General features: G+C 72.3%; 9 protein-coding genes. 8 read left to right on the forward strand and 1 reads right to left on the reverse strand.

Going from position 1 to position 20556, the window contains the following annotated elements; translation table 11 throughout:
• Positions 1 to 24: 24 nt before the first annotated feature.
• From SALPAC3_RS0104360 to SALPAC3_RS0104395, 8 genes are all read left to right on the forward strand, one after another.
• Positions 25 to 222, forward strand: a complete 198-nt coding sequence (locus tag SALPAC3_RS0104360; protein WP_018220057.1) for a hypothetical protein — start codon at positions 25 to 27, stop codon at positions 220 to 222.
• Positions 219 to 4787, forward strand: a complete 4569-nt coding sequence (locus tag SALPAC3_RS0104365; RefSeq protein ID WP_018220058.1) for a non-ribosomal peptide synthetase — start codon at positions 219 to 221, stop codon at positions 4785 to 4787. Before SALPAC3_RS0104360 ends, SALPAC3_RS0104365 begins: the two co-directional genes overlap by 4 nt.
• Positions 4784 to 12076, forward strand: a complete 7293-nt coding sequence (locus SALPAC3_RS0104370; RefSeq protein WP_018220059.1) for an amino acid adenylation domain-containing protein — start codon at positions 4784 to 4786, stop codon at positions 12074 to 12076. The genes SALPAC3_RS0104365 and SALPAC3_RS0104370 overlap by 4 nt, the downstream gene beginning before the upstream one ends.
• Before the next feature lie 44 nt (positions 12077 to 12120).
• Positions 12121 to 12333 (forward strand): MbtH family protein, encoded by a 213-nt coding sequence (locus tag SALPAC3_RS0104375; protein WP_018220060.1) that lies wholly within the window; start codon positions 12121 to 12123, stop codon positions 12331 to 12333.
• A gap of 29 nt (positions 12334 to 12362) precedes the next feature.
• Positions 12363 to 14189 carry a non-ribosomal peptide synthetase gene (locus tag SALPAC3_RS0104380; protein ID WP_026185227.1) on the forward strand — a complete coding sequence of 609 codons (1827 nt, stop codon included), beginning with the start codon at positions 12363 to 12365 and terminating at the stop codon, positions 14187 to 14189.
• The gene (locus SALPAC3_RS0104385; RefSeq protein WP_018220062.1) at positions 14186 to 14695 is read left to right on the forward strand and encodes a cobalamin B12-binding domain-containing protein; all 510 of its coding nucleotides are present in this window, start codon (positions 14186 to 14188) and stop codon (positions 14693 to 14695) included. Before SALPAC3_RS0104380 ends, SALPAC3_RS0104385 begins: the two co-directional genes overlap by 4 nt.
• A complete protein-coding gene (locus tag SALPAC3_RS0104390) occupies positions 14692 to 15969 on the forward strand; it encodes a hypothetical protein (RefSeq protein WP_018220063.1) in 1278 nt (425 codons plus the stop codon). Before SALPAC3_RS0104385 ends, SALPAC3_RS0104390 begins: the two co-directional genes overlap by 4 nt.
• A 259-nt stretch (positions 15970 to 16228) precedes the next feature.
• Entirely contained in the window at positions 16229 to 16495 is a 267-nt protein-coding gene (locus SALPAC3_RS0104395) for a hypothetical protein (RefSeq protein WP_018220064.1), read from the forward strand.
• Here the strand turns inward: SALPAC3_RS0104395 and SALPAC3_RS0104400 are convergent, their stop codons facing one another.
• A complete protein-coding gene (locus SALPAC3_RS0104400; RefSeq protein ID WP_018220065.1) occupies positions 16496 to 20023 on the reverse strand; it encodes an nSTAND1 domain-containing NTPase in 3528 nt (1175 codons plus the stop codon).
• Positions 20024 to 20556 lie beyond the last annotated feature (533 nt).

Raw genomic sequence — 20556 nt, forward strand, 5'->3', positions numbered from 1 at the left:
CGCTTCCCTCACGAGGAGGACGACGTGACCGAGACCGCCCTCGACGCCGCCGCGCTGCGGCAGGCGGCACCCACCGCACCGGCCCGGCCCGATCAGCCGTACGTGTACCGCAGCCGCGAGCCCACCAACCCGGACTGGCACACCCCGCAGGTGGCGAAGACCAGCATCAGCTACCGGCAGGGGTGGCACCGGTACGCGCCCGCCGAGCAGGTGAGTCGATGACCATGCGGAACGTGACGCCGCCGCAGACCGAGCAGGCCGTCCGCCTGCCGCTGACCGCCGGGCAGCAGCGCATCTGGTTCGCCGAAGTCTTCGAGGACGCGGCCCCCGCCTACAACGTCCCGGTGGCGGTTCGCCTGCGCGGCCCGCTCGACGAGCAGCGGCTGCGGACCGCCCTGGACACACTTGCCCGGCGGCACGCCGCGTTGCGCGCCCGGTTCACGGTCGACGAGAACGGCGAGCCGTGGCACGAGATCGCCCCGGACGCCCCGTTCGACCTCGATGTCGCCGACCTGAGCGGCGGCACCGTCGAGGCGGCCCGGACCGCCGCCGCGGGGTTCGGCTGGCAACCGCTAGACCTGGCGAACGGGCCCCTGGCGCGGGCCCGGCTGCTGCGCCTCGGTCCCGACGACGCGGTCCTGGTGTTCAACGTCCACCACATCGTCTTCGACGACTGGTCCACCGGCATCCTGCTGCGCAACCTCGGGGCGGCGTACCAAAAGGGAGCAGCCTGGACGGGACCGGAGCTGGACTATCCGGACCTCATCCGGCAGGAGAACGAGCGCCTGGCCGGGCTCGACGCCGAGAAGCACCTGCGGTACTGGGCGGACGGACTCACCGGGCTGCGGCACCTTGCCGTGCCCACCGACCGGCCCCGCCACCGGCATCACCGCGGCGCGGGCGCCGCCATCCACTTCGTCATCCCGGTCAATACGGCGGACGGCATCCGCGCGCTGGCCCGAACGTCCCGCTCGTCGGTGTACATGGTGCTGCTCGCGGCGCTGCAGGCCACCCTGAGCGACTGGAGCGGCAGCCCGGACGTGGCGGTGACCTCACCGGTCGCCACCCGGTCGGTTCCGGGCAGCGAGGACGTCGTCGGTTACCTGGTGAACACGGTGGTGCAACGGGTCCGCGTCGTGCCCGGCAGCTCGTTCACCGCCCTGTTGGCCGACACCCGCCGGACCGCACTGCACAACTACGCCCACCAGGACATCCCCTTCGACCAGGTGGTCCGCCGGGTACGCCCGCAGCGGACACCGACCGGGACCGCCCTGTTCCAGGTCGGCTTCAACTACCAGAACGCCGTGGGCGAGACGCTGGACCTGCCGGGAATCTCGGTCGAGACGGTCACGGTGCCCCGGGCGACCGCCAAGTTCGACCTGCTGCTTGACGTCGCCGACGAGGCCGGCGGGATGACCGCGTTCCTGGAGTACGACTCCGGGCTGTTCGACCCGGCCGGGATCGAGGCCCTCAGCGAGGCGCTGACGCGCGGGCTGACGGCGGTGGCCGCCGACGCCGACGCCGGGGTGGACGTCTTCGCCGTCGGGCCGTCCGGTGCCCTGCGGCTGCTGGCACCGCTCGGCCTGGTCCCGTCCCGGCGCTCGGCGCCGGCGGACTTCGCCCTGACCACCGGCCAGCAGCGGATGTGGACGGCCCACCAGCTGCGGCCGGAATCCGCCGAGCACGCCTGTCCCCTGGCCCTCTCGCTGGACGGCCCGCTGGACCGGGCCGCCCTGACCGAGGCGCTGACCGGGCTGGTCGCCCGGCACGAGGCCCTGCGCGCCCGCATCGTCGCCGGCGCGGACGGCCGTCCGCACTGGACGTTGAGCCGCCCGGCCGCGATCATCCCCCGGTACGGCGACGTCCGGAACGCGGCCGACCCGGCCGCCGCGCTGACCGAACGGCTGGCGGACGAGCTCGCCCGCCCGTTCGACCTCGCCGCCGGGCCACTGACCCGGGTCCTGCTGGTCCGCGCCGGAGACGACCGGCATGTGCTGCTGCTGTCCGTCGCACACGTCGCCGCCGACGGCCAGTCGCTCGACGTCCTGCGCGACGAGCTGCTGCACCTGTACCGGGAGGCCGCCGGCGGAGACGGCCCGGCCCTGCCCGAACCGGTGTCATTCCGCGACTTCACGCTGGCCCGGGTCGCCGAGGAGGCCGAGCCGGCCGCGGAGCGGCTCGACTGGTGGCGCCGCCGGCTCGCCGGAGCCGTCGCACCGCGGCTGCCGGTCGACGTCCCCGCAGCGGCGGCGCAGACCAGGCGCGGCGCCACCCTCGCCGTCACCGTCCCGGACGGCACCACGGCGGCGCTGCGCCGACTGGCGGCGAGCTCGCGGACCACCCCGAACGTGGTTCTGCTGGCCTGCTTCCACGCGCTGCTGTCCCGCTGGGCCGGAACCCCCCGCACCTGTGTCGGCACGCCGCTCGCCGACCGCCTGCACGCGGACGGCGAGACCGTCGCGGGCTTCTTCGTCGACACCGTCCCGCGCCCGGTCGACCTGTCCGCGGACCCGACGATGCTGTCCCTGATCGAGACCGTCCGCACCGGCGACCTGGACACCCACCGGTACTCCCGGGGCCGGGTCCGGTCGGCGCCGGGCCGGGCGGTCCCCGGCTGCTCGGTGGAGGGACTGTTGGCCGAGCTGCGCCGCCGCGGCGACCTACCGGCCGAGAGTCCGTTCACCGTGCTGTTCGACGTGCGGCACGTGGACCGAACGCCGGTGGCCGTCGCCGGCCTGACTGTCCGCGATGCCGCGCTCCCCCGGCTCAGCGCCTCGGCCGACCTGACCGCTGACCTGGAGATGGACGCGGACGGCGGGTTGAGCGCGACGATCGAGTACGCCACCGACCTGTTCACCACCGCTGCGGCCGAGCGACTGGCCGCCCGTTTCCTGGCCGTACTGGAACAGACAGCCGCCAATCCGGACATCCGGGTGAGCGAACTGGATGGTGGCGGGCCCGAGGTTCTCCCGTGGGACGCGCAGACACCCGCGGACGAACCGGACCGCCCGATCCATGTCCTGATCACCGAGCAGGCGGCGCGCACCCCCTCGGCCACCGCCGTGGTCTGCGGCACGGACCGGCTCACCTACACGGAACTGACCGAGCGGGCCGGAAACTTGGCCCGACGGCTGGTCGCCCTCGGCGTGCGGCCGGAGCAGCCGGTGGCCGTGCACCTGCCGCGCGGCGTCGACTCGGTGGTCGCCCTGCTGGCGGTGCTCCGGACCGGCGGCGCCTTCCTGCCGGTCGACCCGGTTCTGCCGGCCGAACGCAAACGCGCGTTCCTGCTCGACTCCGGGACCAGGTTCGCCGTCGTGGACGGCGGCCTGACCCTGCCCGCAGGCGGCCTGACCCTGCCCGACGGGGTCGTCCCGGTCCCGGTCACCGGCCCGGACCCCGGCGCGGCCCCGCTGCCCGCGGTGGACGTCCAGCAGCCGGCGTACCTCATCTACACCTCGGGAACGTCCGGCCGCCCCAAGGCCGTCATCGGGCTGCACGGCATGCTGACGCGGCACTGCCGGGCGATGGCCGCGGCGTACGAGCTCACCGCCGCCGACCGCGTCCTGCAGTTCGCCAGCCACTCGTTCGACGCCTCGCTCGAACAACTGCTGCCCGGGCTGACGGTGGGCGCCACGGTGGTGCTGCGCCCGGACGAGCTGTGGCAGCCGGAGGAGTTCCCGGAGTTGCTGCGACGCACGGCGGTGACCGTCGCGGAACTGCCGCCCGCCTACTGGTCCGCCGTCGTCAACCGCCGCGGCGACACGCCGCCGCCGGACCTGCTCCGGCTGCTCGTACTCGGCGGTGAGGCCGTATCCGGTGACGTCGCCCGACGCTGGCTCGCGTGGGCGCCGCGGTGCCGGCTGGTCAACACGTACGGCCCGACCGAGGCGACCATCACCGCCACCGCCGTCGACGTCACCCTGGCGGAGGCGCAGGCGGAGATCGTCGGCATCGGCGGCCCCCGATACGGCGCGCGGGTGCGCGTGCTCGACGACGCCCTGCGGCCGGTGCCACCCGGCACGACCGGCGAGCTGTACATCGGCGGGTGCCTCAGCGGCGGGTACCTCGGGCGGCCCGCGCTGACCGCCGAGCGGTTCCTGCCCGACCCGGTGGTCCCCGGCGAACGCATGTACCGCAGCGGCGATCTGGTTCGGGCCCGGCCCGACGGGCGCCTCGACTTCCTGGGTCGGGCCGACGACCAGGTGCAGATCCGCGGCCACCGGGTGGAACCGGGTGAGGTCGCGGCCCGGCTCGCGGTGGCGCCCGGTGTGGAGACGGCGGCCGTCGTCGACTACCTCGCACCCGAGCCCGGCGCGGAACGCGTCCTGGTCGGCTACGTGGTGCCGGAGGCCGGGCACCGCCCGGACGCCGCCGCCCTCAGCCGCTTCTGCTCCGCGACGCTCCCGTCATACCTGGTCCCGGCCCTGTTCGTCGCACTCGACCGGCTGCCGCTGACCACGGCGGGGAAGGTGGACCGGCCGGCCCTACCCGATCCGCGGCAGCACGGCCTGCGCGGTACCGGCCGCACGGAACCCCGCAATGATCTGGAGCAACTCGTCGCGGACCTGTTCGCCGCGGTCCTGCAGACGGACCCGCCGGGGGTGTTCGACGACTTCTTCCACCTGGGCGGGCACTCCCTGCGCGCGACCCAGCTCGTGGCCCGCCTCCGCGAGAGCTTCGACATCGAGTTCTCCCTGACCGAGCTGTACGCCACCCGGACGGTGGCCGCCGTCGCCGAATCCGTGCTGACCGCCCTCGTCTCCGACACGCAGGAAGGCACCGCATGACCATCGAAGAGCTGCCGCGCGCCGGGATGGACCCGCGCCTGGAGGCGGTCCGGGCCCGGATCGCTCGCGCGGGCACCCGTCTGCGCCAGGGCTCGACACACAGCGGCGGCGGCCTACCAGTCCAGCCGCCTGGACCCGTGCCGCTGGCGCCGGGACAGGTCGGCATCTGGTTCTCCGAACAACTGCGGCCGGGGACGCCGCTGTACAACGTGCCGCTCGCCGTCCGGCTGACCGGCCCGCTCGACGTGGACGCGCTGCGCGCCGCGCTGGACGCGGTGACCGCCCGGCACGAGGCGCTGCGCACCGTGTTCCGGCTGCGGCCGGACGGCGAACCAGTCCAGCAGACCGCTCCCGCGGCGCCGGTCGCGCTGCCGGTCACCGACGTCACCGAGGCCGAGCTGCCGCAGGCGCTGCGTACCGCCGCCGAACAGCCCTTCGACCTGGAGCGCGGGCCGCTGCTGCGGGCCTGTCTCCACCGGATCGCCACCCGGCGGCACGTCCTGCTCGTCACCGTCCACCACATCGTCCTGGACGGCTGGTCGGGCGGCCTGCTGCTCGCCGACCTGGCCCGGGCCTACGCAGGCGAGCTGCCGGCGGGCCGCGCGGCACCGGCTTTCCGTGACGTCGCCGCCTGGCAGCACGGGCGACTCGCCGCCGGTGAACTGGACGGCCAACTCGGGTACTGGCGGCAGCGGCTCGCCGGGCTGCCCGACCTGGAGATTCCCGGCGACCGGCAGCGCCCGGCAGACCGGGACTGGCGCGCGCACAGCGTCCGGCGGGAGCTGCCCGCCGCCACCGCGGCGGCCGTCCGCCGGTTGGCCACAGCCCACGACACCACACCGTTCACCGTGCTGCTCGCCGCGTACGGCACATTCCTGCACCGGCTCACCGGCCAGGACGACTTCGCGGTCGGCGTACCGGTCGCCGGTCGCGAGCGTACCGACCTCGAATCGGTGGTCGGCCTCTTCGCCGGGATGGTGACGGTCCGGCTGGACCTGGCCGGCCGGCCCGGATTCGACGAGGTGCTGAGCCGTACGGTCGCCGGCTCGCGCAACGACTTCGCCCACCCGCAGATCCCGTTCGACCGGCTCGTCCGCGAGCTGCGTCGGGACCGCACCGCGAGCAGCCAGCCGCTGGTGCAGGCGATGGCCGGGACCGAACCGGCCGGCGTGGCGCTGGCGTTCGGCGAGGCGACCGGCACCGAGCAGCCAGTCGACGTGGCCCTCGCCAAATGCGACCTCGACCTGAGCGTCCTGGACTGCGGCGATCGCCTCGCCGTCACCCTGGTGGCCGCCGCGGACCTGTTCACCCCGGCGGCCGCGGAACAACTGGCCGGCCAGTTCCTCAGCCTACTCACCGGGCTGGCCGGCGCGCCCGACCGGCTGGTATCCGAGGTGGACCTGCTGGACGCGGACGGGCTGCACACCGTCCTGCGTACGTGGAACGACACCGCCCGGCCGCTGCCCGCCGCGTCGTTGCGCGAACGCTTCCAGCAGTGGTGCCGCCGCACACCCAGTGCGGTCGCCGTGATCGAGGGGGACACGACGCTCAGCTACCGCGAGCTTGACGAGCGGGCGAACCGGCTGGCCCGGCTCCTGATGGAGCGGGGCGCGCGCACCGAGACGTTCGTGGCCGTGCTGCTCCCGCGGTCCGCCGATCTGCTCGTCACCCTGCTCGCCGTCAGCAAGGCCGGGGCCGCGTACCTGCCCATCGACCCGGACCTTCCGGTCGAGCGGATCGCCTACCTGCTGTCCGACGCCCGCCCGGTGCTGGTGGTGACCGACACCGCCACGGCCGACCGGCTCGGCCCGGACGACAGCACCGGGCTCGTGGTCCTCGGGGAAGCCGACACCAGCGGCTATCCCGCCACGGAGCTGCCCGCCGTCCCCGCCGGACACGCCGCGTACGTGATCTACACATCGGGATCGACCGGCCGGCCGAAAGGCGTGGTGATCACCCGGGCCGCGCTCGACAACTTCCTGGCGGCCATGGCCGAACGGTTCCCCCTCACCGCCGATGACCGGGTCCTGGCCACCACCACCATCTCGTTCGACATCGCCGGCCTGGAGCTGTACCTGCCGCTGTACTCCGGCGCCGGTGTCGTGCTCGCCGACGCGGAAACCGCCCGCGACCCGGCGACACTGATCGACCTCGCCCGCCGTCACCGGGTTAGCCTGGCCCAGGCCACACCGACCCTGTGGCAGGCCCTCGTACCGGAGCTCTCCGGACCGGCGCTGGCCGGAGTTCGGGTCCTGGTCGGCGGTGAGGCGCTGCCCGCCGAACTGGCCCGCCGGCTGGGCGACGCCGGTGCCGAGGTCACCAACATGTACGGACCGACGGAGACCACCATCTGGTCTACCACCGGCCCGGCCAGCGAGGGCAACATCCGCCGCGGATCCGTCGGCGGGCCCATCGACAACACCCAGGTGTACGTCCTCGACGCGAACCTGCGCCCCGCCCCGATCGGGGTCCTCGGTGAACTCCACATCGCCGGAGCGGGGCTGGCCCGCGGGTACTGGAACCGGCCCGGTCTGACGGCCGAGAAGTTCCTGCCCGACCCGTTCGGCCCGCCCGGCACCCGGATGTACCGCACCGGCGACCTGGTCCGCTGGTCCGCCGCCGGCGACCTGGAGTACCTGGGCCGCACCGACCACCAGATCAAGCTCCGCGGATTCCGGATCGAGCTCGGAGAGATCGAGACGACGCTGATCGAGGCTGGTCCGGTGCGCCGGGCCGCAGCGGTCGTCCGCGAGGACCGGCCCGGTGACCTGCGACTGGTGGCGTACGTGATCCCGGATGGCCCGTTCGACCCCGACGCGCTGCGCACGCAGCTCTCCCGGACGCTGCCCGACTACATGGTCCCGGCGGCGGTCGTGCCGGTGCCGGACCTCCCCACGACACCGAACGGCAAGCTCGACCGCGCCGCGCTGCCCGCGCCGGACTACGGCACCCGCAGCGCCGCCCGCCCGCCGCGGGACGATCGGGAGCGCCTCCTCTGCACCGCTTTCGCCGAGGTGCTCGGCCTGCCGGAGGTGGCGGTCGGCGACAACTTCTTCGAACTCGGCGGCCACTCACTGCTCGCCTTCCGGCTCCTCGCCCGAATCCACGACGAGTTCGGCGCCGGCCTCTCCCTGCGGCGGCTGCTGGCGGCCCCGACCGTCGCCGCCGTCGCCGCGGAACTCACCGCCGTGACGTCCACCGGTGACGACGCCGTCAACCTGGCCCCGGTGCCCCGGGATGAGCCGCTGCCACTGTCGCCGATGCAGGAGTCAATCTGGCTGGCGGATCAGGTCACCGCCGGCGACAGCGTCTACAACGTGCCGCTGGCGCTGCGGCTGGTCGGCCCACTGGACCGCGGGGCGCTGCGCCGCGCACTAAACCGGGTGGTCGACCGCCACGAGATGCTGCGCACCCGGATCTACCCCGGCCCGGACGGGATGCCGGTCCAGGTCGTGGACCCCGCCGGCGGCGGCGCGACACTCGACGAGCGCGATGCCGCACCGGGCACGGACCTCGCGCAGCTCCTGCTGGCGGAGGCCGCCCTCGGCTTCGCCCTCGCGACCGAACACCCGCTGCGCGCCGTGCTGTGGCGCCTCGATGAGCGGGAGCACGTCCTACTGCTGACCGCCCACCACGTGGCGGTGGACGCCTGGTCGATGGACCTGATCCAGCGCGACCTCACCGAGCTGTACGCGGCCGACACCGGGCATCGTGAACCCGAGCTCGCCGAGCCGGCCCTTGCGCCGGCCGACCACGCGGTCTGGCAGCGCCGGTCGGCGCAGCGCGGGCGGTACGCGACGGAGCTGGACTTCTGGCGCACCGAGCTGACCGGCGCCGTCGCCACCGAGGTGGCCGGCGACCTCCCGCGGCCGGCCAGCCCCGGCGGCGGTGGCGGCGCGGTGGAGTTCGCGCTGGCACCGCGGCAGATCCAGGGCATCCGTGAGCTGGCCCGCCGGTGCGGTACCACGGTCTCCACCGTGGTGCTCTCGGCACTGCAGGCCCTGCTGTACCGGATCACCGGCGGCGACGACGTCGTGATCGGCAGCACCGTGTCCGGGCGCGGCGACCCGCGGCTGGACAACCTGGTCGGCTGCCTGGTCAACACGGTGGTCCTGCGGGGTGACCTGTCCGGCACACCGACGTTTGACGAACTGCTGCGCCGCACCCACGCCCGGACCGCGGACGCCCTGGCCCACCAGGAGCTCCCATTCGCGCATCTGGTTGCCGACCGCGGCGCCGGCAGCGGGCCGCCGTTCCGGATCATGTACAGCTTCAGCAGCCAGGAGCCGACCGCCCGGAGCGCCGGCGACGTCGACCTCGAACCCGTACCCGTACCGGTCACGACCTGCAAGTTCGACCTCGTCCTGACCGTGGTGGACGACGGCTCGGCGCTTGAGGGCGTCCTCGAGTACGCCGACGACCGCTATCTGCCCGGCACCGCCGAACGGCTCGTGACGTCACTGACCAATCTGCTCGCCGCAGCCGTCCGTACCCCGGACATCGCGGTCACCCGCCTGGCCATCACGTCCGAGAGCGACACGGTACGCACGTCCCGGTGGGGGCTTTCCGAGCAGTACGTCGGCGACGACCGTACGGTGCACCAGCTCGTCGAGGCGCAGGCCGACCGGACCCCGGGGCGGACCGCGCTGCGCACCGGAGACAGAAGCCTCACCTTCGCCGGCCTCGACGCCCAGGCGAACCGCCTGGCCCACGCCCTGCGCACCGGGGCGCTGGGGGCACCGCCGGTCGGCCCGGAGACGCCGGTGCTGCTTCTGCTGGACCGCAGCCCGGAGCTCGTGGTCGCGATGCTCGCCGTCCTCAAGGCAGGGGGCTACTTCATCCCGGTGGACCCGGGCTATCCGATGGCCCGGCTGACCCGAATCGCCGGCACGGTGGCACCCGCGCTGGTCCTGACCCGCACCGGGCGGGGCGGGTGCCCACCGGGGCCAGAGGCCTTCGGCGGCATTCCGGTGGTGGCGCTGGACCAGGTGGCCGACCGGCTCACCGCGATGCCGGACCAACGCCCCGAGGTGACCGTCGACCCCCGCAGCCTGGCCTACTCGATTTTCACGTCCGGCTCGACCGGGCAGCCGAAAGGCGTCGCGGTCGAGCACATCGGGATGGTGCGCTACCTCTGCTGGGCGGCCGCGAACTATCCGACCGCCGGACGGCGCGGCACCCTGGCGCACTCGTCGGTCGGCTTCGACCTGACCATGTCGGCCCTCTTCGAGCCGCTGGTGTCCGGTCGCGGTGTCACCCTGCTGTCAGCCGATGCGACCCTGGTCGATCTGGCCGAGGAACTGTCCGGGCCACTGGCGTACGACTACATCCGGCTCACCCCGTCGCACCTGCGCCACCTGGTCGGGCACTGGACCGGCCAGGGGCTCTTACCGGCGGCGCGCGGCTGGGTCGTCGGCGGCGAGACGTTAGACCCGGCTCTGGTGAAACAGCTGCTGGAGCTGCGCCCGGACGCCGAGGTCATCAATCACTACGGGCCGACCGAGACGGTGATCGGGCGCGTGGTGCACCCGGTGCACGATGCCGGGAAACTGGCCACGGACAGCCCACTGCCGCTCGGCCGCCCGCTCGGCGAGACCCGGCTCCAGGTTCTCGACGCGTGGCTCGGGGCGGTTCCGGTCGGGGCCGTCGGGGAGCTCTTCATCGGCGGCGACGGCATCGCCCGCGGCTACCTCGGCCGGCCCGCCCTCACCGCCGAGAGGTTCCTGCCCGATCCGGCCGGCGAGCCGGGCGCGCGGATGTACCGCACCGGAGACCTGGTGCGGTGGCGCGGCGACGGACTCCTCGACTTCGTCGGACGGGTCGACGACCAGGTCAAGCTGCGTGGCTACCGTGTCGAGCTGGGTGAGATCGAGGCCCGGATGGCCGAGCACCCCGGGGTGGAACACGCGGTGGTGCTGGTCCGCGACAAGCAGTTGGTCAGCTGGTTCATCCCGGTCGAGAACCACCCGCCGGTCACCGTGTCGGCGCTGCGCCGGTTCTGCGCGGAGCAACTGCCGGAGTTCATGGTGCCGAACCAGTGGGTCGCGCTCGACGCCTTCCCCCTCACGCCACACGGCAAGGTCAACCACCGGGCGCTGCCCGACCCGACGTCCGAACGACCGGAACTCGAGGACCGGTACCAGGCCCCACGCACCCCCGGCGAGCAGCTGCTGGCCGAGTTGTGGTCCACGGTCCTGGGCACCGACCGGGTCGGGATCGAGGACAACTTCTTCGACCTCGGCGGTACGTCGATCTCCGTCATCCAGCTCTCCGGTGCCTGCCGCCGGGCGGGGGTGGAGATCTCACCCAGGGACGTCTTCGAGCAACCGACCGTCCGTGGGCAGGCCATGCGCGCGATCGAACGGAGCCGCGACGATGCGGACGCTCCGGTTCTGGACACCGTCTTCGGCGCCGGACACACCGGCACGACGCGGACGGTGGTGACCCTGCGTGGCGGGGGCGACGGGCGTCCGGTGTTCTGCGTGCACCCCAGCGGCGGCGGCGTCGCCTGGTACCTGCCCTTGGCGCGCGCCCTGCCGACGGCGCACCCGGTGCACGCGCTCCAGCCGCTGGGCATGGACGGGCGGGAGGCGCCCGCGGAGACCATCGAGGACATGGCCGCCGGGTATCTGGCCGACCTCCGTCTGGTGCAGCCCGAGGGTCCGTACGTCGTGGTCGGCTGGTCCCTCGGCGGCACCATCGCCTTCGAGATGGCGCGGCAGCTGGACCGGCTCGGCGAGCCGGTCCAGCTGATCCTGCTCGAGCCCACCCTGCCCGAGGTGGCCCGGACCATCGACCTGCACCGGCCGGCGCGGGACAGCTACCTGCGCGGCGCGGACCTCGCGGAGCGGATCCTCCGGCTCCCCGCCGGCGACCCGGAAGGCGACCGGCTGCGGACCGAACTGACCCGGCTGCTGGAAGACGCCGGGTACTCGGCCGGCGAGGTCAGCCTCGGCGACGCCCTGCCGATGCGCGCCTGCGGTCAGATGCTGGCGGCCTTCGCCGAGTACCACCCACTCCCGCTACCGGACGAGTCGAACGTGCGCACCCGGTTCATGGTCTCGGCCGAATGCACCGACGCCGCGCCCGAACGCCCCTCCGGTACCTCGCACACCGCCTACGGCCCGTACGCGGCCGGGTGGCGGAAGCTGTTGGGTCGGTCCGCGGCGCCGCGGACCATCCACCTGCCAGGGATCCACGCCACCATGCTCACCACCGACCACTGTCCCACCGTCGTCAGCGCGTGTGTGGAAGCACTGCGCGCGGCGCAGGGCGTCCGCAGGCACTGACGCCCACCCACCGTTCCCGCGTCACCTCCGAGAAAGGCGAAGCCGTGTCCGACGTCGACACCGACGAACAGTTCAAGGTCGTACTCAACGACGAGGAGCAGTACTCGATCTGGCCGGCCCACCGTCCGGCCCCACAAGGCTGGCGGGAGGAGGGGACCCACGGTCCCAAGCAGACCTGCCTGGACCGGATCGAGACCCTCTGGACCGACATGCGACCGCTCAGCCTCCGGCAGCGCCAGCACGCCGCCACGAATTGATCCCCGCCACCTCCGACCACAAGGACACCATGACAGCGACCTACCCCCGCACCGGCTCGGCCGCCGCCGAGCCGGTGGCCGACCCCGGACCGAGCCCCGGCACCGTCGTCGCGGCGCTGCGCCGCTCGGCGGCGTTGCGGCCCGGCGCCCCCGCCCTCGTCGACCCGGACGGAACCCTGACCTACCACGACCTGTGGTCCCAGGCCGGGATACTCGCCGTGTCCCTGCGCCGCCACGGGGTCGGCCGCGGCGACGTGGTCGGCGTCGCCGCCGAACGCACCCGGCAGAGCCTGCTCTGCATGCTGGCGCTCGGCCGGATCGGCGCGGCCTACACGCCGCTCGACGCGGCCCAGCCCGCTCCCCGCCTCGCACGGATGATCGCGGGCAGCGGTGTCCGGACGGTCGCCGGCCGGTGCGACGCCCTGATGGGCTTCCCGCACAGCCTTGCTGTGGGCTTCCTGGACATCGATGCGGCTCTGCGGTCCGACGAAGGCCCGAACGACGACCTCACCGACCCCGACGACCCGGTGTACGTCATCCACACCTCCGGCTCCACCGGCGACCCCAAGGGCGTCCGGGTGTCGCAGGGCGCCCTGTACGCGGCGGCCACCTCGCTGATCAGGCTGTGCGGCACCGGCCCGAGCGACCGGGTGCTGAGCTTCGCCGCACTGAGCTGGGACACCAGCGGCGAGGAGATCTGGTCGGCGTTCCTGTCCGGAGCCACCCTCGTCATCGACCCGGCGGCGACCAGCGGCTCCGTGCCCGCCCTGCTGAGCGCGGTCCGGCGCCACCAGATCACCATCATCGACCTGCCCACGGCCTTCTGGTACGAGCTGGTGGCCTTCCTCGGAGAGGCCGACGAGGCCCCGGAGGCGACCGCGGCGCTGCTCGGCGACCTCCGGCTGGTGATCATCGGTGGGGAGGAGGTCCGGGCGCCCCAGGTACGGACCTGGGCCGAGCGAGCACCCGACCGAATCCGGCTACTCAACACGTACGGGCAGACCGAGACGGTGCTCGTCACCCACGCCGCCGAGCTGGGCGGCGGGTTCGGCCGGCGGATCGGGCCCGGTGACCGGGTGCCGATCGGCACGCCCCTGGACCACGTGCAACAGATACTCCTGCCGGACCAGGACGGCGCCGCCGAACTGCTCGTCGGTGGGCCGTCGCTCAGCCTCGGCTACGCCGGCAAGCCGGAGGAGACCGCCGCCCGGTTCGGTCCCGGCCCGGACGGCACCGGCCGCTACTACCGCACCGGCGACCTGGTCGCCGAACGGCCGGACGGCGGGCTCGACTACCTGGGCCGCCGCGACCGGCAGATCAAGATCCGGGGACTGCGCGTCGAGCCCGAGGAGGTGGAACGTGCCCTGTGCGCCCACCCGCAGCTGCGCGTCGCGGCCGTGGCGCCGGTTGACGGCCCGGACGGCCCGAGCGGTCTCAGCGCCTGGGTGGTCCCGCTCGAACCCGGTGCCGCCCCGGACTCCGCCGCGATCCGCACCTGGCTCTCCGGGCGGCTGCCCAGCTACCTCGTACCCGCGACCCTGCGCATCGCCGACCGGCTCCCGCTTCTCCCGAACGGAAAGGTGAACCTCAGCATGATCTCCAGCAAGGACACCCCGCCCGCCACGCCCGAGGTCGACCCGGTCGCCATCGAGCTGGCCGACCTGTGCGCTGCCGTCCTGGGCGCCCCGTGCGACGTGAACGACGACTTCTTCGACGCGGGCGGCGACTCCCTGAAGGCCACCCGGCTGATCTCGAAGGTGTACCGGCGGTTCGACGCTGAGCTGACCTATGTGGACGTCTTTGAACACCGCACTCCGGCCGAGCTGGCGGCCCTGATCGGCGGGCGTCCGTCATGACCCCGCGCCGCCTGCACGTACTGGTGACCGGCACGTCGTCCGACGCCCACACCTGGAACCTCGTGTACCTGCAACTCGCCCTGGAGGAGGCCGGTCACGACGTCACCAACCTCGGGCCGTGCGTCCCGGACGACCTGCTGACCGAGGCATGCGTCCGGCTGCGCCCCGACGCGCTGGTGATCAGCTCGGTCAACGGGCACGGCCATGCAGACGTGGCCCGGGCGGCCGCGATGGTGCGCTACGACTCCCGGCACGACGCGATGCCAATCATCGTTGGCGGGCTGCTCGGCACCGCCGGGGACCCGAACGCCAACCACGCGCCCACGCTGGAGGCCGCCGGGGTGACCGCCGTCCTCGAGAAGGACGACCTGCCGGAGCTGATGCGGCTGCTTGCCGAGTTCCGTGCCACTGCCACTGCCACTGCCACTGCCACTGCCACTGCCGCTACCGCTGCCGCTGCCGCTACCGCTACCGCTACCGCCCGCGAACTGGAAGGAGCGCGATGACACCACCACCGGAGACGGGCTTCGCCGGTGCGATAAACAACACTCGGCGTGACGGTCTGGTGGTCGTCCAGCCCCGGATGGGCTTCGCCGAGCCATCAGCCATGCGGGCGGGACTGGTCGCGGTCCGGGACGCCCGGGCGACCACGGTTGGCACGATCACACTCGACAGCTACACCCGCGTCGGCGACCTACACAGCGCCCGTACCGCCGTGCGGACCCGGACCGGCCTCAACGGCTACCCGCTGTGCACTCATCCCGACGACACCACCAGGTCCATGCTGTCCGAGGTGTACCGGCCCGGATTCCCGATCCAGATCCGGCACGGCTCAGCGCGGCCCGGGCACATCATCGAAGCCATGGCGCGGATCGGGCTCGATGCCACCGAAGGTGGACCGATCTCCTACTGCCTACCGTACGGCCGCACCCCATTGCGGTCCGCGGTCAGCGAATGGGCGGCTGCCTGCGACCGGCTGGCCGAGATGTCCACGCCGGAACGACCGGCCCACCTGGAGAGCTTCGGCGGCTGCATGCTGGGGCAGATGTGCCCGCCGTCGCTGCTGGTGGCCATCGCCGTGCTGGAAGGCCTGTTCTTCGCCCAGCACGGGGTGCCGAGCATCTCGCTGAGCTACGCCCAGCAGACCCAGCCCGAACAGGATCTGGAGGCTCTGGCCGCCCTCCGGCGCCTGATCGGCGAGCTACTGCCGGACCTCGACGTCCACGTCGTCCTCTACACATACATGGGCGTCTTCCCCCGGACCCGGGCCGGCTCCTCCGCCCTGCTCGATGAAAGCGCCCGGATCGCCGTCTTCGGCGGCGCCGAGCGGCTCATCGTCAAGACAGTCATGGAGTCGATCCGGATCCCTGACATCGCCGACAACGTCGCGGCCGTGGAACGGGCCGAGCGCGAGGTCCGGTGTTCCCAGCAGCTGCGGGCCGCCGGCCACCACCCCTGGACGCCGTCTGAATCCGGGCTGTACGAGGAGGCCCGCACGATGATCGACGCGGTCCGGTCACTCGACCCGGACCTGGGCACCGCCCTGCACATCGCCTTCCGGCGCGGCCTGCTGGACGTTCCGTACTGCCTGCACCCGGACACTCGGGGTCGGACCAGGAGCCGGGTCAGCCCCGACGGACGGCTGGAGTGGGCACATGCCGGCTCCCTGCCGATCGACGGGCCACGTCCGGCCGGGCATGCGGTCGGCGTGCGGGAGCTGACCAGCATGTTGAATTACGTGGCGGACCGCTTCGACTCGACCGCGAAGGCCGTTCGCTGATCGACGGCAGGTCCACGCACCACCGCGGGCCTGCCGCCCATAAGGCGAGCGACACCCAGCGACGTCGCGATTGTTGAGATGACCACGGGAATGCCCTCTCCACGCACGTGGGGTGCTCCGTCCGCGCCCCACCACACCGGCGTCGGCCTGGCTGTTTCTGAAAGTCCTGGCCATAAAGTAAGCGGCGTTGTGGTTGGCATGTTGTCGTGCTGGGAGGGGTGTGGGCGCGGTGAGGACAGTCCAGGTTCGTACGTATCTGGTGCGGGTGGGTCGGTTGGATGAGTGGGTTGACGCGTGGCGGAGGTTGATTGTTCCGTTGCGGCGGGAGTTCGGTTTTGAGGTGCACGGTTCGTGGGTGGACCGAGACGCGAATGCTCATATCTGGGTGGTTTCCTACGAGGGAGGTCGATCATTCGCGGAGGCTAACGCGGACTATTGGGCGTCGCCGCAGCGGGAGCGGTTGGGGGTGAATCCGGCGGAGTTCCTGGTGGGTGAGCAGGTCCGTGAGGTGGAGCAGGTCTTGTAGCTACTCTGCTGCCGGTAGGCGGTGGGCGGCGCGTTCGTCGGGAGTGAGGGTCCGGAAGACGCGGTGACGTGCGGTATGTAGGAGCGCGTCGAGGTCGACTTCGGTGGACCAGATCCGGGTGGTGGCGTCGGTTGAACCGGTGACGACGTGGTTGCCGTCGGGTAGCCAAGCCAGGCAGGTGACGGCGTCGCGGTGGACTCCGACGACGTGGCTTTCGTAGTCGGTGTGGGTGTCCCAGATGCGCACGGTGCGGTCGTCGGAGCCGGAGGCCAGGTATCGGCCGTCGGGTGAGTAGGCGACGGCGCGTACTCGCCGGTCGTGTCCGGTGAGCTCACGCGCCGAGGTGTGGTCGGTCAGGTTCCAGACGCGGATGGTCCAGTCGGCGGAGCAACTGGCCAGGTGGTGTTCGTCTGGCGCCCAGGCCACCCCGTCGACGTAGTTCTGGTGCCCGGCCAGGACGGTGCTGACGCTGGGGTGGTGCATGTCCCAGATGCGCACGGTGCGGTCGTCGGAGCCGGAGGCGAGATACCGGCCACTGGGCGACCAGGCGAGCGCGCCGATCCAGTCGACGTGTCCGGACAGGATGCCAACCAGGGTACGGGTGCGCACGTCGAAAACGCGGATGGTGTTGTCCTTGGCGCCGGCGGCGAGGCGGCTACCGTCCGGGGAGAAGGTCAGGGATTCACACTCCACCGTGTCGGCGGGTAGCAGGTGGGTGCCGCCGGTGTCGAGGAGGTGCGTCGACCCGTCCAGCGTGGCGGCGGCGAGCGTGGAGTCGGTCGGCGTGCCGGCGAGGGCGACCACCGCCGCCGGCAGCGGGTGGGAGGTGGGGTGTGGGCGGTGGTCGGGGTGCCAGCGGCGCACGCTGGCGTCGGCGGATCCGGTCACGATGCGACCGTTGGGGGCGGTCAGGGCGGTGACCGCCGCGTGGTGCCCGGTGAGTTGGACCTGTTCGGCGCCGCGGGGGTACAGGGCCCAGAACCTTGCGGTGTGATCGGCGGAGCCGCTGAGTACCCGGGTGCCGTCCGGGCTGACCGCGACGCTCCAGGCGGTGTGTTCGTGTCCGCGTAGCTCGGCGATTTCTCGTAGCCGGGTCACGTCCCATACTCGGATGGTGCCGTCGCCGGCGGCGAGGGTGAGCCGGTCACCATCGGGGGCCCAGGTGAGCGACCAGATCGCGTCGCGGTGTCCACCGATGCATCGGTGTTGGTTGCCGCTGTGGGCGTCCCAGATGCGCACGGTGCGGTCAGCCGATCCGGTGGCGATCCAGTGGCCGTCGGGTGAGAAGGCGACGGCTTCGACGAGGTCGAGGTGGCCGCGCAGCGTGACGGCAGGTTGGCCGGTGGTCGCGTCCCAGACGATGACCGTGCGGTCGTGGGAGGCGGTGGCCAGGCGGGACGAGTCCGGTGCCCAGTCAACGCCCCACACATCGCCCGCGTGGCCGGTCAGGGTGGTCTGTTTCGTCCAGGTGGCGGTGTCCCACAGGTGGGTGAGTTGGTCGCGGCTGGTCCCGGCCAGGGCCGTGCCGTCTGGGGACCAGGCCACGCTGCGGGCGTGGTCGCCGCAGGTCAGTACCGTGATCGGGGTGGCGGTGGCCGTGTCCCAGACTCGGATGGTGGTGTCCCGCGACGCGGTAGCAACCATGGTGGAGTCCGGGGAGAAGGCGATGGCCTCGACCATGCCGGTGTGGCCATGCAGCACGTGGGTCACCATCGCGGTGTCGGCATCCCACACCCTGGCGGTGCCGTCGCGGGAGGCAGTCGCGATGCTGCGCCCGTCGGGCGCCCAGGCCACCCCTCGTACGACGTCTGTGTGCCCGGCCAACACGGCCTCGATGTGGCTGGACGCCAGCGCGGACATCAACGCCCGCCCGGCGACGGGGGTTGTGGGGCACTCCGTCAATGCCGCGGTGGTCAGGAGCACGGCCAGTTCCGGGAACCGGTCAACGTTGGTCAACGCGTAGTGGCCGACTGACTCCGACACCCTCCGCAGGAACGCCGTGTCCCGCCGCCGAGACGCCTCGACCAGCCCACGAGCCGCTGGTGTGTCCTGCCCAGCCGAACGCATCGCCTCCAGCCACTGTCCTGCCAGCGCCAACCGATCCCCGGTGAGCAGATAGTCGGGGCTACGCCCGGAGCGTTGCCAGTCGCCCGCCCAGCGTTCCAGTTCAGCGCGCCGTTTCAGATGCACGGCCCTCGTCTCGACCTGCTGGCGCAGTGGCGCCCACTGACGGAACAACGCCTCATGGGCCACCTGCACCACCGGCTGGCCGTCGTTGACGTCGGAGGTCAGCAGCCGGGCATCGGTAAAGACCTGCACGATCTGACGCTGCTGCGCCGACAGCTCAGCCACCGGGACCCGACGCCGGGTGGGCTCCACCCCCTCCATCGACACCAGCCGCAGCAGCGTCGACAGGATCACCTCCGGGTCGTACTGCGTGCGCAGCTCGGCGAGGACCGTGTCCGCCTGCCGGGCCAGCGCCCCAGCAACCCCACCCGATGCCTGATACATCTGCCGGGTCACCACACGGCCCGTACCAACGGTCAGGTACATCTCCTGCAACAGGTACGCCAGCAGCGGCAGCGCATCCGACGTCCCGGTCTCCTCCACGATCTCGGCGACCAACCCCGCCTCGAAACTCACCCCGGCCAGTCGGGCAGGCTGCTCAATCACCTCCACCAGATCAGCGGGACGCATCGCCCCAACCGCCACCGGCCCGCCGAACAACTCCGCGTGCTCACTCGCAAGTAGGTCCGCCAGAAACTCGACCCGCAGCGTGGCTAACACCCACAACCGACGGTCCGCCGCGAGTGCGGCAGCGATCTGGTCGACGAACAGCTTCCGCTCAACCGGGCCGGACAACGTGACCAGTTCCTCAAGCTGATCAACGATCAGCAGCACCCGGCCGAACCGGTTTCCCGTCTTCGCCCGCCACGCCGCGACACTCTGCGCCACACCATCCTGATCAGCCCACATCGCACGCAGCACCGCATGCCGCTGCCCACCGGTCAGCGTCGCCGCCGCCGCCAACCGCCCCAACGGCTCCCCCGCCGGAACGACTGACGGCAACACATGCCACCGATGCCCCCGCAGACGCGGTACCACACCCGCGTGCACCAGCGACGACTTGCCGCTACCCGAAGCACCCGTCACACACACGAAACGGGCCGCCGGCTGCCCAGTAAGCACATGTAGACGCCGAACCAGATCCCTGGTCAGCTGCTCCCGACCGAAAAACACCGCCGCGTCCTGCTCGGTGAACGCCCCCAAACCCGGGAACGGACACCGATCACCGCTCCACACCGGCCGAGAACCACGAGGACTCTCCCACCACAACACCATCGCGTTACCAGCGATCACCACCACCAACAACACGATCAACGCCGGCCCGGAAAAGGTCTGCACCGCGGCGGCGAAACTGGAACTCTCAGCCGCGCTCGCCGCGAAGTTCGCCACCACCTCCAACAGAATCGCCGCCACCAGCAGACACAGCTGCAACGTCAGCGACGAACGCCGGCCATGCCGCATCCCGCCTCCCCACACCACCACCCCGCCGCATCAACAGTAGTTGAGCAACAGCCGACGGTGACAGCTCGAGATCACCGCACCGCCACACACCACTCCCGCGCTTGCACCTCACAGACGCCGCGGTGCAGCAAGCCGGGGCAGACGGCGGAACCTGTTGCGCTGACTGAACGCGGCGGGAACGGTCCGTCAACCGGCGTCGCGTCGGGGATGACGACGGCGAGGTATGGGCCATTCCCAGGGGCTCCCGTCAGACCGACAAGCTCGTACTGCCAGGCGTCATCCCAAGGCCGCCCGCTGAGCCTTCCACCGGCGCGTCTGGCGGGATTCGGGCCTGCGACCAGCGCTCAGAGATTGGACGGTCAGCTTGGGAACCGGATTGGTTTGCAGTCCCAGAGGGTGGTGCTGGCTGGCGGCAAAGCCATCGGCCACGTCTCGGAGCCGCGCAACGGACCGCGGTCTGCTGATGTCGACCGCGGTATCGGGCACGCGGGCACGGCTCGCGGGGGCTGTCGTAGGGGTAGGCGGCCGACGGG

Origin of the sequence: Salinispora pacifica DSM 45544, from assembly GCF_000378845.1 — a bacterium.
GTDB lineage: Bacteria > Actinomycetota > Actinomycetes > Mycobacteriales > Micromonosporaceae > Micromonospora > Micromonospora pacifica.

Excerpts from the sequence above, each read along its gene's own strand:
- SALPAC3_RS0104365 (WP_018220058.1), top strand. The coding sequence starts at position 219 with ATGACCATGCGGAACGTGACGCCGCCGCAGACCGAGCAGGCCGTCCGC.
- SALPAC3_RS0104370 (WP_018220059.1), top strand. The coding sequence starts at position 4,784 with ATGACCATCGAAGAGCTGCCGCGCGCCGGGATGGACCCGCGCCTGGAG.
- SALPAC3_RS0104380 (WP_026185227.1), top strand. The coding sequence starts at position 12,363 with ATGACAGCGACCTACCCCCGCACCGGCTCGGCCGCCGCCGAGCCGGTG.
- SALPAC3_RS0104385 (WP_018220062.1), top strand. The coding sequence starts at position 14,186 with ATGACCCCGCGCCGCCTGCACGTACTGGTGACCGGCACGTCGTCCGAC.
- SALPAC3_RS0104390 (WP_018220063.1), top strand. The coding sequence starts at position 14,692 with ATGACACCACCACCGGAGACGGGCTTCGCCGGTGCGATAAACAACACT.
- SALPAC3_RS0104400 (WP_018220065.1), bottom strand. The coding sequence starts at position 20,023 with ATGCGGCATGGCCGGCGTTCGTCGCTGACGTTGCAGCTGTGTCTGCTG.